This window comes from Micromonospora tarapacensis, assembly GCF_019697375.1.
Taxonomy (GTDB): Bacteria; Actinomycetota; Actinomycetes; order Mycobacteriales; family Micromonosporaceae; genus Micromonospora; species Micromonospora tarapacensis.
Genome location: NZ_JAHCDI010000004.1, coordinates 895,976 through 910,018, shown reverse-complemented (window position 1 = coordinate 910,018; position 14,043 = coordinate 895,976). Strand labels below are relative to the sequence as shown.

At 70.6% G+C, this 14,043-nt stretch carries 15 protein-coding genes; 10 read left to right on the top strand and 5 right to left on the bottom strand.

Features of this window, described 5'->3' with window-relative positions; genetic code table 11:
• Positions 1-255 precede the first annotated feature (255 nt).
• Together KIF24_RS10155 and KIF24_RS10150 are read left to right on the top strand one after the other, a co-directional pair.
• Complete coding sequence (locus tag KIF24_RS10155) at positions 256-444, top strand: hypothetical protein (protein WP_221083814.1); 189 nt, start codon at positions 256-258, stop codon at positions 442-444.
• Positions 438-920 (top strand): hypothetical protein, encoded by a 483-nt coding sequence (locus tag KIF24_RS10150; RefSeq protein WP_221083813.1) that lies wholly within the window; start codon positions 438-440, stop codon positions 918-920. Before KIF24_RS10155 ends, KIF24_RS10150 begins: the two co-directional genes overlap by 7 nt.
• Before the next feature lie 220 nt (positions 921-1,140).
• Here the strand turns inward: KIF24_RS10150 and KIF24_RS32505 are convergent, their stop codons facing one another.
• The 3 genes from KIF24_RS32505 to KIF24_RS10140 all read right to left on the bottom strand — a co-directional run bounded on the left by KIF24_RS32505 (position 1,141) and on the right by KIF24_RS10140 (position 2,093).
• Positions 1,141-1,497 carry a hypothetical protein gene (locus tag KIF24_RS32505; protein ID WP_230417260.1) on the bottom strand — a complete coding sequence of 119 codons (357 nt, stop codon included), beginning with the start codon at positions 1,495-1,497 and terminating at the stop codon, positions 1,141-1,143.
• Positions 1,498-1,795: 298 nt separating this feature from the next.
• The gene (locus tag KIF24_RS34990; RefSeq protein WP_407939991.1) at positions 1,796-1,882 is read right to left on the bottom strand and encodes a MerR family DNA-binding transcriptional regulator; all 87 of its coding nucleotides are present in this window, start codon (positions 1,880-1,882) and stop codon (positions 1,796-1,798) included.
• Positions 1,866-2,093, bottom strand: a complete 228-nt coding sequence (locus KIF24_RS10140; RefSeq protein WP_221083812.1) for an alpha/beta fold hydrolase — start codon at positions 2,091-2,093, stop codon at positions 1,866-1,868. Before KIF24_RS10140 ends, KIF24_RS34990 begins: the two co-directional genes overlap by 17 nt.
• Before the next feature lie 294 nt (positions 2,094-2,387).
• Here KIF24_RS10140 and KIF24_RS32495 point away from each other — a divergent pair, with 294 nt between their 5' ends.
• From KIF24_RS32495 to KIF24_RS10115, 5 genes are all read left to right on the top strand, one after another.
• Positions 2,388-2,987, top strand: coding sequence for a TOMM precursor leader peptide-binding protein (locus KIF24_RS32495; RefSeq protein ID WP_221083811.1), 600 nt, complete (start codon positions 2,388-2,390; stop codon positions 2,985-2,987).
• Positions 2,984-4,006: a hypothetical protein gene (locus KIF24_RS10130; RefSeq protein ID WP_221083810.1), complete on the top strand. Its 1,023-nt coding sequence runs from the start codon at positions 2,984-2,986 to the stop codon at positions 4,004-4,006. The genes KIF24_RS32495 and KIF24_RS10130 overlap by 4 nt, the downstream gene beginning before the upstream one ends.
• Positions 4,007-4,247: 241 nt before the next feature.
• Positions 4,248-5,288: a winged helix DNA-binding domain-containing protein gene (locus KIF24_RS10125; RefSeq protein WP_331461067.1), complete on the top strand. Its 1,041-nt coding sequence runs from the start codon at positions 4,248-4,250 to the stop codon at positions 5,286-5,288.
• A gap of 272 nt (positions 5,289-5,560) precedes the next feature.
• Positions 5,561-6,844, top strand: a complete 1,284-nt coding sequence (locus tag KIF24_RS10120; protein ID WP_221083809.1) for a helix-turn-helix domain-containing protein — start codon at positions 5,561-5,563, stop codon at positions 6,842-6,844.
• An 8-nt stretch (positions 6,845-6,852) separates the two neighbouring features.
• Positions 6,853-8,634, top strand: coding sequence for a condensation domain-containing protein (locus KIF24_RS10115; protein ID WP_221083808.1), 1,782 nt, complete (start codon positions 6,853-6,855; stop codon positions 8,632-8,634).
• 65 nt (positions 8,635-8,699) lie between these two features.
• On the opposite strand, the gene KIF24_RS10110 is transcribed toward KIF24_RS10115, so the two are convergent.
• Positions 8,700-9,719, bottom strand: coding sequence for a hypothetical protein (locus KIF24_RS10110; RefSeq protein WP_221083807.1), 1,020 nt, complete (start codon positions 9,717-9,719; stop codon positions 8,700-8,702).
• Between the two features lie 3 nt (positions 9,720-9,722).
• Positions 9,723-12,053, bottom strand: a complete 2,331-nt coding sequence (locus tag KIF24_RS10105; protein WP_221083806.1) for an AMP-binding protein — start codon at positions 12,051-12,053, stop codon at positions 9,723-9,725.
• A 139-nt stretch (positions 12,054-12,192) separates the two neighbouring features.
• Between KIF24_RS10105 and KIF24_RS10100 the strand changes: the two genes are divergently transcribed.
• Genes KIF24_RS10100 through pyrF form a run of 3 tightly spaced genes read left to right on the top strand, consistent with a single transcriptional unit; the run spans position 12,193 to position 13,981 of the window.
• Positions 12,193-12,408: an MbtH family protein gene (locus KIF24_RS10100; RefSeq protein ID WP_407939908.1), complete on the top strand. Its 216-nt coding sequence runs from the start codon at positions 12,193-12,195 to the stop codon at positions 12,406-12,408.
• A complete protein-coding gene (locus KIF24_RS10095) occupies positions 12,405-13,124 on the top strand; it encodes an HAD family hydrolase (RefSeq protein ID WP_221083804.1) in 720 nt (239 codons plus the stop codon). Before KIF24_RS10100 ends, KIF24_RS10095 begins: the two co-directional genes overlap by 4 nt.
• A complete protein-coding gene (gene pyrF, locus KIF24_RS10090; protein ID WP_221083803.1) occupies positions 13,124-13,981 on the top strand; it encodes an orotidine-5'-phosphate decarboxylase in 858 nt (285 codons plus the stop codon). Before KIF24_RS10095 ends, pyrF begins: the two co-directional genes overlap by 1 nt.
• Positions 13,982-14,043 lie beyond the last annotated feature (62 nt).

The window sequence follows — 14,043 nt, the reverse complement described above, 5'->3', positions numbered from 1 at the left end:
GACCTATCCGGCAATACTGAGCTTGCTTTCGCGGGTCGCCTCCTCGGTTTCACGACCGGGTGCCCGGAGCCACGGACAGTACGGCCCGGGCGAGCGGTTGCTCGACATGTCGGCGCCGGGAGCGCACCATGACGGGACGTTGTGGAAACCTGCATCACCCCGGAGGTCGAGTTGGACGATCGCATCGTCGGGTTCTCCGAGACCCTCCGCGCCCAGTAACCGGACTCCCCGCACTGCGATCACGACTCTTCGTGAATGACGATGCCCTTGGACGTGGGTATCGGTCACCTCAGCATGTGTCTGAGCTTCGATGAACGCAACGACCCGGCATTGCAGTTGATCAACGAACTCACCCCACGACTGCCATGTCAAGTCCGCTCGTTGCGACGCTGGACAGGCATCACGGTCGGCAAGGACAGCCAGGATATGGTTTTCGCATGGTGATCCAACCGTCCGTTGCCGTCGCTGCCGCCTTCCTCGCAGACGGGCCTGCCGATGGCGTCGACCTCAGCCTGTTCGGACAGTTCGCCGGATCCTGGTTGCTGGACTGTACGGAGTACGGCCTCGACGGGTCCTCGACTGTTCGCCCAGGCGAGTGGCACTTCGGGTACGCGTTGGGCGGGCGGGCTACCACCGATGTCTGGATCCTGCCCGGGGTCGAACACGGCGTCAGCCTGCGGTTTCCCGACCCCGTGGCCGGTGCGGGCGTATGGCGCTCGACGTGGGTGGGACCGGGCCGGCGTCGCACGCACACGTTCCTGGCCTCTCCCGTCGAAGGGGAGATCGTGCTCGACGGAGGCGATCTACGCTGGACTTTCTCCGACATCGAGATCGATGCATTTCGCTGGAGTAACCAGGCGCAGCAGCCCGACGGCACGTGGCGGCTGCAACAGACGTTCCGGGTCTGGCGACAGAACTGATCCTCCCCTCCCCGTCGCTCCCGGGCCTCGACTCGGACCGGGACCGATCCGGAGCTGCCGAATTCCGCACGTTCACACAGTGATTAGCCTCGGGTAGTGCATCCCGTCAGGACCTCTGCCCTTGCGGCCTGCCGTCGTTTTCGGAGTCCTGGGCCGTCTGGGTCAACATCAGTGCCGAAGCCGTTGCTGGCGGCCTCGCACGGCAGGACCTTGCCCGCCGTCACCGATCGCGCGGAACGCCGCGCTGCGGTGCCTTCCTGCAATGTTCGGGCGCAGCTGGTGCGGGGTCCACTCGTTTGAGTTCGGTCCAGCCGGTCCAGCCTCGCTTCTTGAGCAACTCGATCAGCCGACGGGCCGGCGGCACGGTGTCGAACGCCAGGGTGTCCATCAGCTTGACCAGCGGTGGTTCGATGTCTGTGTCGTCGACGTAGTTCTCGCCCCGTTCGTCGGCCATCCGTATGATGTCGGCGGCCAGTTTGTCGGCCAGCTCGCAGCCGCGGGTCGTCGGCGCGGTCGAGTGCCTGGCCGAGGGTGAGATAGAAGCCGAGGGTGAGATAGAAGTCGACGAGCTGCTCACGCTTGTGTGCCATCCACTCCGGGACTCGCTCGGGTGAGCGCGCGGCCAGCGGGATCCAGCCGTCGTCCCCGGAGGCCAGGCGGGCGAGCCGCTCCCGATGCCGCTGCCGCTGCCAGCTCTCCGCCCGTAGCCGCCTTTCGATGTCTGCGACCGCCGCGGCGAACTCCTCCCCGTCGGCCTGCAGCAGCTCCCGTACCCGAGCGAGCAGGACCCCGGCCTCGGCGAGAGTCCGGATCTTGATGAGCTCGACCATGGCGGTGGCGTCGTACCTGCGGTAGCCGGAGTGGTCCCGCTCCGGCTACCGCAGCAGGCCCTTGGCGTGGTAAAGCCTCACCGCACGCACCGTCACTCCGGCATATGACGCCAACTCACCGATGGTCGGCATCGCGGTCGGCGGCGGAGGCACGGCCATGGCCGTGCAGGTCGAAGGTCACCACATCGTGGTTGTGCCGCAGCGACCCGGTCAGCTCGCGCAGGTCTGCCTGTGTCGAGTTCAACCCGGGACACAGGACCAGCAGTCCCTGGCCGCCGCGAGACACCGAGATCGTGACGCCGTCGTGGTGGAAATGCCGCACCGCCCGGTCGCCTCTCGGCACGCCCTCCCGCTGGAGGCTGGTCCCCAGAGCGCGGCCACCACCTCCTCGGTGGAGACCGCCACGCTGGGCCGCAGCAACAGGCGGACGAGCAGCAGCCGTCGTTTCACCGGGCCGAGATCGACAAGGTCTGCCGTCCCCGGGCACCGACAGCGGTCGAGTGGAAAAGCATCGCTCACCCCGGCCGACGGCCAACCCAGTTGTACGCCGATTGTGCGCGACTGGTACGCCCATCACCGTACCCTCGCGACGTGGTGAAAAAACGTTCTCCAGCTGCGCCAATCGTGGAGGCCCGCCGTGCAGCAGTCCCCCATCACCGTCGTCGCTGTTGGTGACCTCGGTCGCGCGGTGGCCGGCCGCCTGGTGTCCCGGATCGCCGGAACTCGCGTGACCGACGGTGGCCCCGAGTCGGTCACCGTCCCGATGCTACCGATCATCCTCGCCGCCTGGCGGGAGACCCGCGCCGAGGCCCGGACCATCGACGCGGACGAGGCGGTACCGTGGTGGCTACCGGTGATCATGGCACACCCACGGATCCGGGTCGGGCCGGTCTTCGGCCCGAATCTCCCCGGCTGCTACGACTGCCTGTTGGATCGGGTGCTCGCCGCCGATGAGCAGGCCCACCTCACCAGGGCGCTGTGGGACCTGTACGACCGGGACCCCACGGCCGGGCCGCTCGGCTACCTGGAGCATCACGCCGGCGTCGCGGCTGCTCTCGCCACGATGCTCATCGGTCGCGATGATGCCGCACGCCGCCAGATCCTGTATTACGACGTGCTCGACGGCACCCTGAGGGCGGAGGCGTTCGTGCCGTCCGACGACTGTCCGCGTTGGCGGCGCGCCGAGGCGCAGCGCGACCAGGTGGCCCGGTCCGACAGTGCCGGAGCTGGCTGGTGACCGCGCTGCCGTACCGCCTCAGCGACGGGCTGGTCCGCTTCGTCGCCGGTGGCGCCTACATCCTGGAGGGTGGCCCGACACGGGTGGTCTTCGCTGATCCCGGAGCGAGTGAGGTCATGCCGCGGCTGTGCGAGTTGCTCGACGGCAGGCACTACGTGCCGCAGATCGCGCACCTGCTGCGCGTTCCGGTGGCGGAGGTCACCGACAAGATCGCGCTGCTCGCCCGGCACGGGCTGGTGCGCCCCGTCACTGTGGAGGCGAGTGGTCCGGCGAGAAGTGAATTGCCGACGCCGGCAACCGACTTCCTGTCCCGCGCCGCCGGCTACCCGGCCGGCCCGGGGCACCTGCTGGTCGAGCGGCGTCCGGGTCACGCGCTCGTGGCGGGACGCGGCTGGTTGGCCGCCACGATCATCGCCGAACTGGACCGCAGCGGGATCACTGTGGGGCCGTACGATTGCGACGTGCTGGCCGGGATGCCGTCGGTTTCGGCCGGCGGCTGGCCCTCGGTGATCGTGGTGGAGGTGCTCGGCGGCGATCCGCCCTCCGCCCTGGCGGCGACCTTGCGGGCCGGGCAGTGGTGGCTCGGCGCCCGAGTGGACGCCCGCGGTGGTTCCGTGGGGCCGCTGCTGCGTCCGGGCCTGTCCTGCGCCTGCCCACTGCCGGCTTTGACGCGGCCAGACGGAGCAGGCCCGGCAGCGACGACGGTCGACCTGATCGCAGCGCTGACGGCCGGCGAGGTCGTCCACGCTTTCAGCCGGGGCGCGCCGATCTCCACGCTGGCCGCCTGTGTGGAGATCTGCTGCGCCGACGGGGCGCCGGTGAGCACCAGCCGGCGTCTGCTGCGCCGTCTCGACTGCCCCGACTGCGGCGGCGGGCACGGTGGGGAACACGAGGCTGGGCGGACCACCACACCTCCTAGGTCCGATGGTCCGCGGCACGTTCCGCCCGAGCCTGACGCGGTGCCGCAGCGACCTGCCCAACAGCCGGTCGCCCCCGTACGACCCGCTTCCAGCGGGTGAGCATCCGTACGCCGTGGCCGGCGTCCTGCCCCGCACCGTCGGCGTCGGGACGGCCGACGGTCCGGCCCAGGAAGCCGGGCATGCCTGCACATCGGTCACGGCCTGCGGCAGACTCTCCACCATGGCGGCTCGGTACACCTGGGATCAGGTCCACGCACGGCGGATGGAGCGGGCGAGGCTGACCAGGGCTCCCGGTGACGGCGCGGCGGCGATCGGACCGGCCGCGACGGCGTTGTGCGGCGTGCACGCGCAGGTGATGTCGGCGGCAGAGTGGTCGCTCGGACTGCGACTCGATGGCGTGTCCCGGCAGACGGTTCAGGATGCGCTCTGGCGCGATCGGCACCTGGTGAAGACGCGGGGGCCGCGCGGCACGGTGCATCTGCTCGCGGTTTCCGAGCTGCCTATGTGGGCGGGTGCGCTCTCGGCGCTGCCGGTCGGGCAGGACGGCCAGCCCGCTGCGGTGCGGATGACGAGGCCGCAGGTCGACGCGGTCATCGAAGCGATCGGCGACGCGCTACGAACGGCCGACCTTGCCGTCGACGAACTCACCGCGGCGATCGCCGAGCGCGTCGGCGACTGGGCGGCGGATCGCGTGATGGAGGCGTTCGGCGACCGGTGGCCACGGTGGAGGCAGATCGAGCACGAGGTGACCAATCGGGGCGTCATGTGCTTCGGTCCGTTGCGGGGTCGCAAGGTGACCTACACGAGCCCGGCCCGGTGGCTGCCGGGCTTCACCCCAGCCGAGAGCGAGGTCGCGCTCACCGATCTGCTGCTGCGCTATCTCTGGGCATACGGGCCGGCGACGCCCGCGCATGTGGCGCAGTGGCTGTCGATTCCGCGCGCATTCGCCGCGCGAATGTTCGAGCGAGCCACGGACAGATTGGAGCCCGTCGATCTGGAAGGCGAGAAAGCCTGGGTGGTGGCGGGCGACCGCGAGTTCAGCCAGGAGCGGCCGACCGGGCTTCGACTGCTGCCCTACTTCGATGCGTTCGTCATCGGCTCCCATCCGCGTGACCGGCTCTTCGCCGGCCGGGCAGCCCGGCGGGCCCTCGCGAACGGCCAAGCGGGCACCTTTCCGGTGCTCCTCGTCGACGGACAGGTGGCCGGCGTGTGGCACCAGCGCAAATCCGGACGGCGGATCGACGTGACCGTGGAGCCGCTGGACGAGTTGTCCGTCGCGCGGCGGCGGGCACTCGACGAGGAGGCGGGCCGGCTGGCCACGTTCTTCGGGGCGCGCGCGACGGTTCGGGTCGGGCCGATCACGGTCGGCGGTCACGCGTAGCCCCGAAAGCGGGCGGCGTAACTTGAGTCAGCGGTCCATCTACACCGCGCCTAGCAGGCAAGAGGCTGGTGAAAGCAACTCCGGCTCTGCTCGCCTCCCCGCCCCGTCCGAGACAGACACGCGCCTTTCGTGGCGTAGCGGGCAAACAAGGGCGCGCCGATGGGGTAGGATCTGCGGCGCATTTCAACTAGAGTCATAACAGAGGCAGTAACAGGAGTCGTGGACAGATGACCAAAGGGCAAAAAGGTTGGCTCCCGCATGGCGAGATCGCCGTGACCCAACCGGAGTTCGGTCAGCGACTGAAGACCCGGCGCTCGGCGCTGCGGATGTCGCAGCGCGAACTCGCCGGTGATTCCGTGACTCCCAGCTACATCTCGCTGCTGGAAGCGGGCAGCCGGGTGCCGACCCTGGATGTGGTGGTCTACCTGGGCCGGATGCTGGACTGCAGCCTGGAGGAGTTGCTCGGCGTGGACGCGGTGCCACAGCTTCCGACCGAGGCCAGCCGGCGCCCCATGCTCTTCGAGCAGGTCCTGGCCCGCAGTGCGAGCGAGGTCGGCGACCACGCGCAGGCTCGGCGGTTCCTGGAGAACGCCCTGACCAGCGCGAAGTCCGCCGGCCTACCCGAGCGCGCGGTCGATGTCGGCCTGGAGTTGCAGGACACGCTGCGGATGCTCGGCGAACACCAGGCCCGCCTGCGGCTGTTGGAGGAACTGGCCGAGATCCCGCTCGTGCAGTCCGCGCCGGAACTGCTGCTGGTCGTCAAGACCCATCTCGCGTCGGTCCTGCGCGACCTCGGACAGCTACGCGAGGCCCGGCGCACGGCGTACGGGGCACTGACCCACCTGCGCCAGCCCGGAATCGGCGGCACGAGCGTGCACGTACGGCTGTTCGGCGTGCTGATCTCGGTGCTCTGCGAGGCCGGCGAGCTGGACCAGGTCGAACCGCTGATCACCGAGATGTTGGACGTGGCGGCCAAGCTGGACTGGCCGGGCTTCGTCGGACGGGCGCACTGGGTGGCGAGCATGGCGTACGCGCAGCTGGGCCGCCCGGAGGAGGCACGCCAGCATTTCGGGCTGGCCCGGGACGCGCTGGCCTTCCCCAGCATGTCGCTGATCGACTGGCTGCGGTTCTGCCGCTCGGCGGCGTCGGTGCTGCTGGACATCGGCGACGACCTCGACGGCGCGCGGCAGTGGATCAATGATGCGGAGACCACGTCGCGGATGCTCGCACTTTCGCACGAGCAGGCAATCGTCTCCGCGCTGCGCGCCCGGTACGAGCTGAAGGTCGGCAATCCCCGCGAAGCACTGCGGTTGTACGCGCCGCTGACCGGCCCGGACACGCCGCTGGGCGGACTCGACCTGATCTACAGCTATCTGGGCCACGCCAGTGCGCTGCACCAGACCCACGAGATCGACAGGGCGATAGCCATGCTGCGTTCCGCCGTCGACCTCTGCGAGAGGGGCGGCTCCTACCAGCTCGCCGCCCAGGTGTGGCGACAGATCGACGAGTTGGCCCGAGAGCGCGACACCGTGCGGGCCGCGGACGACCAACCATAGGAGGCGCGATGGCCGACGAGACGACGGAACTCCTGCGACGGCTGGCAACCCTGCCGGCCCAGCGACGCGCGGCGGCGCTGCGGCTGCTGGGGCACGACGCCGGCGCCGGCCCGCTGGGGAGGCGTTCCGACCCGGCAGCGCCGGTACGGCTCTCCAGTGGGCAGGAGCAGGTCTGGCTGACCGACCTGATGACCGGAGAGCCCGGAAGTCTCGTCGACCACGTCGCGTTCCGGCTCAGCGGCACCCTCGACATCGCCGCGCTCCGGGCAGCGTTCGACGATCTCGTCGTGCGACACGAGCCGTTGCGCAGCCGGTTGATCCGGCAGGGCGAGGTGCCGATGCTCGTAGCCGGGGCCGCACCGGTGGACTTCCGCGTGACGGAGCTGGACGGTCAGGAAATCGCCGCGGCGACCGCTGCCGCCACGACCGACCTCGCGATGCCCTTCGATCTGGACAAGGGTCCGCTGGCGCGGCTGAGACTGTATCGACTCGCCCCCGACGACCACATACTGGTGCTCGCCTCGCACCACATGGTGACCGACGGCGTCTCACAGGGTGTGCTCCTGGTCGACCTCGAGGCGCTGTACCAGGCCCGGCGCGACAATCGGGCCGCCACGCTCGCACCGCTGACGGTCGACTACGGTGACTTCGCCGAGTGGCAACGCGCCCATATCGCCGGTGACCGGCTGGCTGCGCTGACGCGGTACTGGACGGACCGGATCGCGGGCGCGTCCGTACGACTCGTCCTGCCGTCGAACCAGCCGCGCTCGGGTCGACGTGGCGGAGCCTACCTGGACGTGGCCGCTCCCGCCGGGCTGGCCGATCGGGTGGGCGCCGCAGCCCGCCAGCACGCGACGACGCCGTTCGTCGTACTGCTGGCTGCGTACCGGCTCCTGCTGTGGCGCCTCACCGGGGTACGCGACACCCTCGTCGGTACGCCGATCAGCGCAAGACCGCTGGCGGAGACCGAGAACATGGTCGGCTACTTCCTGAACATGGTGGTGCTGCGTGGTGCGGCCGAACCCGACGCGTCGGTGCGCGATCTCGTCGCCGCCGAGCACGCCTCGGCGATGTCCGCGTACGCGCATCAGGATCTGCCGTTCGAGCAGTTGGTGGCCCAGCTCCGCCCGCCGCGGGAGATCGGCTCCACGCCCCTGGTGCAGACCGTCTTCTCGGTCGAGGGCCAGCCCGGCATGAGCGGCAACTATCTCGGGGTGACCTGCGAGGAGATCGTGCTGACCGGCGGCTGGGCGCAGTACGACCTGATGGTGAAGGTAGTCCGCGACGCGGAGCTGACCGCCCGGTGGGACTTCGACGACGCAATCATCGACGTGGCCCGGATCGAGCAGTGGGCGAAGGAGTTCTGGTCCCTGATCGACGCCGTGGCGGACGATCCCGACCGCCGGGTGCGTGACATCCCGGGGTTAGGTGACGTACCGCCGCCGTCCCCGGTCCAGGTCGAGCCCGAGGTGCTGGCGTGGGCCGGAACTGCGGAACGTGTCGAGCCGCAGGGCTACCTCCAGGAGACCATCGCCGCGGCCTGGCAGGAGTTGCTCGGCGTCGCCCCCGGTGCCCACGACGTTCTCTTCGACCTGGGCGGGCACTCGCTCACCGTCGCGCAGCTCTCATTCCGTCTGAGCGAGACGTTCCGTACGCACGTCGGGGTGGCCGAACTGTTCGAGCATCAGACCGTCGCCAGCCAGGCCAGACACGTCGAGGGCCTGCTACTGGACCGTGCGGCGCAGCTGTCGTCGGAGGAATTGGAGCACCTGCTCGACGAAGGGCCCTGACCGGCCACGTCACGGAAAGGCCATCGACCGCGGGCCTCACGTTCAGCTGGTGAGGCCCGCGGCGATCAGGCGGTGAGGCCTGCGGCGAGTTCCCGGACCCGGCGGCAGGCGGCCAGGAGAGCGCCGATCCGGTCGACCGGGTACATCTGCGCGGCGTCGCCGGGCCGGTACATCCGCTCCGGCGCGGGATGCGTCTCGACGAGCAGTCCGTCCACCCCGAACATGACGGCCGCCAGCGCAGCTGGGGCGACCGCGGCGGCGCTGCCGGTGCTGTGGCTCGGGTCGAAGATCACGGGCAGGTCGGTGTGACGACGCACCTCCGCGACCGCGCCGTAGTCGAGTTGGTACGCCAGTGACCGATCGAACGACACGACGCCCCGCGCGCACATGATCACGTGCGGATTGCCGTGGCTGACGACGTACTCCGTAGCCTTGAGCCATTCCACGACGGTGGCGCGGACGCCGCGCATCAACAGCACCGGCCGACCGCAGCCGCCGAGCTCGGCCAGCAGCGCCCGGTTGGTCATGTTGCGCGGATCGACCTGTAGGCAGTCGGCAACCTGCGCGACCGGCCCGACGTCACGCGGGTCGACCACCTCGGTGATGACCGGCAGGCCGCCCGCAGCACGTACCTCGGCCAGCGCCGACAGGCCGGCGCGTCCCTTCCCCGGGAAGTGGTAGGGCCCGCTGCGAACCTTGAAAAGGCTCGCCCGCAGCGCATCGGCGCCGGCGCTCCGCACCAGCGCGGCGGTCCGCACCGTGTCCGGCACCGACTCGAGGGCACAGGGGCCGGACCCGAACCACAGGCCGCCGCCACCGACGTGTCCGGTGCCGAGCGGCACCCGCTCCGGGAGCAGCGCGTTGGCCCGGTCCACCAGCCAGAAGCCACGCTCGGCGGTACTGTGCCAGGCGCGGATCGCCGGGCAGCGCACCCGGGTCACCAACCGTTCGTCCCCGGCGACGGCGAGAAAGCACCGGTCGGCCAGGCGGACCGGCCAGGCGGTGACGTCCTCGTGCCCGGCGATCCGGGCGGCCAGCGAGGCCAGCTCGGCATCGGTGCTGTGCGGGGCCACCTCGACGAGCACGGGTCAACTCCGCGTGGACATACGCAGCCGGGTGCGGATGAACTCCGCCAGCTCGGCTAGGGTGGGGTGTTCCAGCACCGCGCGTACGGTGACCCGCACCCGCAGCCGGCTGTTCACGCGTACGGCGAGTCGGTTGGCGGACATCGAGTCACCACCCAGATGGAAGAAGTGATCGTCCAGACCGATCTGCGCCACGGGGAGCAGATCCGCCCAGAGCTGGGCGAGTTGACGTTCCAGTTCGTCGCGGGGCGGCCGGTAGGGCTTGCGCAGTGTGCTCCAGTCGGGGGCGGGCAGCGCGTCGCGGTCCACCTTGCCGTTGGCGGTCACCGGCAGCCGGTCCACCAGGGTGAACGAGGCGGGCACGGCATGCCCCGGCAGCAGGTCGACGAGCGCGGCGCGGACCAGGTGCGGGTCGGCGGTGTCGGCGACCAGGTAGGCGCAGAGCTGGCTCTCGCCGGCCTCGTCGGCCAGCGCCACCACCACCGCGTCGTCCACACCGGGCTGAGCCAGCAATGCCCGCTCCACCTCCGCGGGGTCGACCCGGAATCCGCGGATCTTGACTTCGCGGTCGACCCGACCTCGGTGGTGCAACCGCCCGTCTTCGTCGAAGTACGCGAGGTCTCCGGTGCGGTAGAGCCGGGCACCGGGCGGCCCGTACGGGTCGGGCCGGAACCGGTCGGCGGTCTGGCCCGGGTCGCCGAGGTATCCCCGGGCGAGCTCGGGTCCACCGAGGTACATCTCCCCGACCGCGCCGGGAAGCAGCCGGCCCATCGCGGTGTCGAGCAGTTCGACGCGTACGCCCGGCCACGGCCGACCGATCGGCGGCGGGACGTCCCGGTCGCCGGCGGTGGCGGTGGCGCTGGTGAGACGGTCCTCCCACGGCACCAGGCAGCTGCTGATGCCGTTGGCCTCCGACGAGCCGCACGCGACAGCGACCTCGAACGGCAGCTGCGGCGAAGCCCACCGCCGTACCTTGTCGCTGCCGACCGTCAGCAGTCGCAGGCTCGTCTCGGCGGGCCAGGGCAGTTGGTAGAGCTGCTCGGCGAGGGGCATGCTGACGTACGTCTTGGTGATTTCCTCCCGCACCAGCCAGTCGCGCAGCAGGGGAGCCGCGCCGACGACCTCCGGCGGCGCGGTGTGCACACTGCCACCGGCGCACAGGTACGGCCAGAGTTCCCCGACCGACACGGACGAGCCGGGTGGGGCCAGCCAGGCGGCGCGGTCCGTCGCGGTGATGCGGTGTCCCTCCTGATGGGTGGCGATGGAGTGGGCGACCGACCGGTGCAGGACCGCGACGCGTTTGGGGGTGCCGGTCGAGCCGGAGGTGTGCACCACGTAGGCGACGTCCTCGGGATGCACGGCGACGTCCAGATCGTCGGAGGAGAGCCGGTGGATGCGCGGCCACTCGGTGTCGACCGCCACCACGGTCGCGGCCTCGGCCGGCAGGATGGCGCCCAGCCGGGCCAGGGTGAGTACGGCCCGAGGGCGGGCGACGTCGAGCACCTCGGCGATCCGCTGTGTCGGATGGGCCGGGTCGAGCAGGATCGCCGCCGCGCCACTCTTGAGGATGGCGAGGAAGGAGACGAGCATCTCGCTGCCGCGGTCCATCATCAGGGCCACGGACCGGTCGCGCTGGGCGCCGAGTTCCCGCAGTACCCGCGCCAACTGGTTGGCCCGCGCGTTGAGTTCGCCGTAGGTCAGCCTGCCGGGTCCGGATCCAAAGGCGGGCCGGCCCGGATGCTCGCGTGCCTGGCGCGAGACCAGCTCCGGCACGAGCCCGTCAATCCGTACGGTGTCGGCTGGCCGTCCGTGCCGCGCCAACCATTCCCGCGCGCTTCGATCCGGAACGGTCAGTGTCCCGATCGGCCGGTGCGGGTTGTCGGCCAGCTGCGCCAGCAGGGGTGCGAGGTTGCGATCCAGTTCGCTTGCGAGCATCGGCGCGGACCAGCCCGGTGTGATCTGCCAGGACATTCCGGTCTCGTCTGCGGCGAGCACGAGGTGGGCGTCGGGGGCGGGGTGCGGATGACGCCAGTGGAACGCCGCCGGCGCCGACACCTCGTCGGTGTGCAGCGGGGTGCCGGCGATGGCGTCCACGAGCTGCGCCGCGGTCATCCTGCCGGACGGCACGGAAATCGTCGCCGAGGCGCCGTCGATGCGCAGGGCGACCCGGCCGGGCGCGTGCGGGCCACAGTGGCGCAGCAGCACGAGCAGGGCGGCGGCGTAGGACGACCAGTGCGGTGCGACACGCGACTGCGTTGCCGGCTCATTGCCCCCTGCCGCGGTCGACGTGGTCGCCGATATCGTCGATCCGGGATGCGGCGCCGATGCGGTCACAGCTGCCTCCTCGAGAGCCGCGGGCCTCGATCGACCCCTCGGACACCGAGCATAACTTTAGTCATCGACTTGTCGAAAGATTTGAGACTATAGTTGTCGCCAGTTATGCGTCCGGCAGGGGCACGACCGAGGAGGGCTTGTGAGCGTGGCAGACGACGACGCCGAGTATGTGGTGGTCTCCAACGACGAGGAGCAGTTCTCTCTCTGGTTGACCGAGCGCAGCCTGCCCAACGGCTGGCGCGAGGCGGGGAAGCGCGGCAGCCGTGCGGAGTGCCTCGCCTACATCGAGCAGGTCTGGACCGATATGCGGCCGCGCAGTCTCCGCCAGTTCGCGGCGCGTCCGTCGGCGCAGTGATCCACGCCGTCGTCTTCGACGTCGACGACACCCTCGTCGATTTCTCCGGGGCGACCGGCCGGGGCCTGCTGGCCCATCTGGCCACGACGGCCGCGGTCAGCGCCGCCGACGCCGACCACTACCTCGCACTCTGGCGGCAACTGGAGCACATCCACTTCAACGCCTATCTACGTGGCGAATGCACCTTCACCGATCAACGCCGGCGTCGGGCACGGGAGTTCTGCGCATCGGCCGGGTTTCCGCTGGGCCCCGAGGAGGCCGAGGTGGACGCCTGGGTGACGCGATACCTGGAGCACTGCGATCATGCATTCGCCCTCTTTCCCGATGTGCTGCCCGCTCTCGACGGCCTGAGCCGCGCCGGGCTCCGGCTCGCGGCGATGAGCAACAGCGACCGGGCGTACCAGAACCGCAAGCTGACCGCGCTCGGCATCCGGGACCGACTCGAGACCCTGGTCTGCTGCGATGACGTCGACGGCGCGGCGAAGCCCGATCCCCGGATCTTTCACGCGGTCTGCGACCGTCTCGGCATCGCGCCCGCCGAAGCGGTCTACGTCGGGGACCGGCTCGACTCCGACGCCCGTGCCGCCACCGCGGCGGGGCTGACCGGGGTGTGGCTCGACCGCGCCGGAGGCGGACAGGCCGACGTACCCATCATCACCACGCTCGACGAGCTCCACCGGGTGCTGCGCGCCCGGGCGGTGCGGAAAGGACCCTGATGACGCCGACCCGACCAGCGACCAGCTTTGCCAGGAGGTGGGCCGCGCTCAGCGCCCAGCGGGGCGGCCTCTGCCTCGGGGTCGCTCCGTCACCGGTCTGGCTGGACCGGTGGGGGCTGGCGGACACCGCCGAGTCGGTGCGTCGCTACGGCGACGTGCTGCTGGACGCGGCCGGTGACAGCGTCTCCGCCTACAAGGTCCAAGTGCCGTTCTACCTGCGCCACGGCGCCGCCGGAATGGCGGCGCTGCGCCGCTTCCGCGACGGCGTGCACGAACGGGGCGCGCTGGTGCTGCTCGACGCCAAGATCGGCGACGCGGAGGACACAATGGCCGCCTACGCGGACCTCTACCTCGGGCCGCAGAGCCAGCTCGGTGGGGACGCGGTCACCGCATGCGCGTTCATGGGCGCGGCGACATTGCATCCGTTGCTGCGGATCGCACAGGACCGTGACGCAGCGGTCTTCACACTGGTCCGCACCTCGAACCACGGCGCGGGAGAGGTCCAGGGCAGCCGCACCCCCGAGGGCCACAGCACGGCCCAGGCGATCGCGGACGCGCTGACCGGATGGCACACCGCCCATTGCGGTACGCCGGAGCCCGGACCAGCCGCAGCGGTGGTGGGTGCCCGGTTGCCCGAGTCGGCGCAACTGGTTCGCCGCCTGCCGCACAGCGTCCTGGAGATTCCCGGGCTGGGCCGGGCCGACCGCCGCACCGAGGAGGTCCTCGCCCCGGTCCGGGACGCGGCCGACCGGGCGATGCTGACGGTGACGACCGGGGTGCTGCGGCACGGACCCGCTCCGGCAGCGCTGCGTACCGGAATCCAGTGGTGGCACGAGGAGATCGCGCGGCACCGCTAGCGCTGGTGTCGAAGTCTGCGGTCGGCCCGCGCCGGGCAAGTGACGTCGACCCGCCTTGTGCC

Excerpts from the sequence above, each read along its gene's own strand:
- KIF24_RS10115 (WP_221083808.1), top strand. The coding sequence starts at position 6,853 with ATGGCCGACGAGACGACGGAACTCCTGCGACGGCTGGCAACCCTGCCG.
- KIF24_RS10150 (WP_221083813.1), top strand. The coding sequence starts at position 438 with ATGGTGATCCAACCGTCCGTTGCCGTCGCTGCCGCCTTCCTCGCAGAC.
- KIF24_RS10155 (WP_221083814.1), top strand. The coding sequence starts at position 256 with ATGACGATGCCCTTGGACGTGGGTATCGGTCACCTCAGCATGTGTCTG.
- KIF24_RS34990 (WP_407939991.1), bottom strand. The coding sequence starts at position 1,882 with ATGCCGACCATCGGTGAGTTGGCGTCATATGCCGGAGTGACGGTGCGT.
- pyrF (WP_221083803.1), top strand. The coding sequence starts at position 13,124 with ATGACGCCGACCCGACCAGCGACCAGCTTTGCCAGGAGGTGGGCCGCG.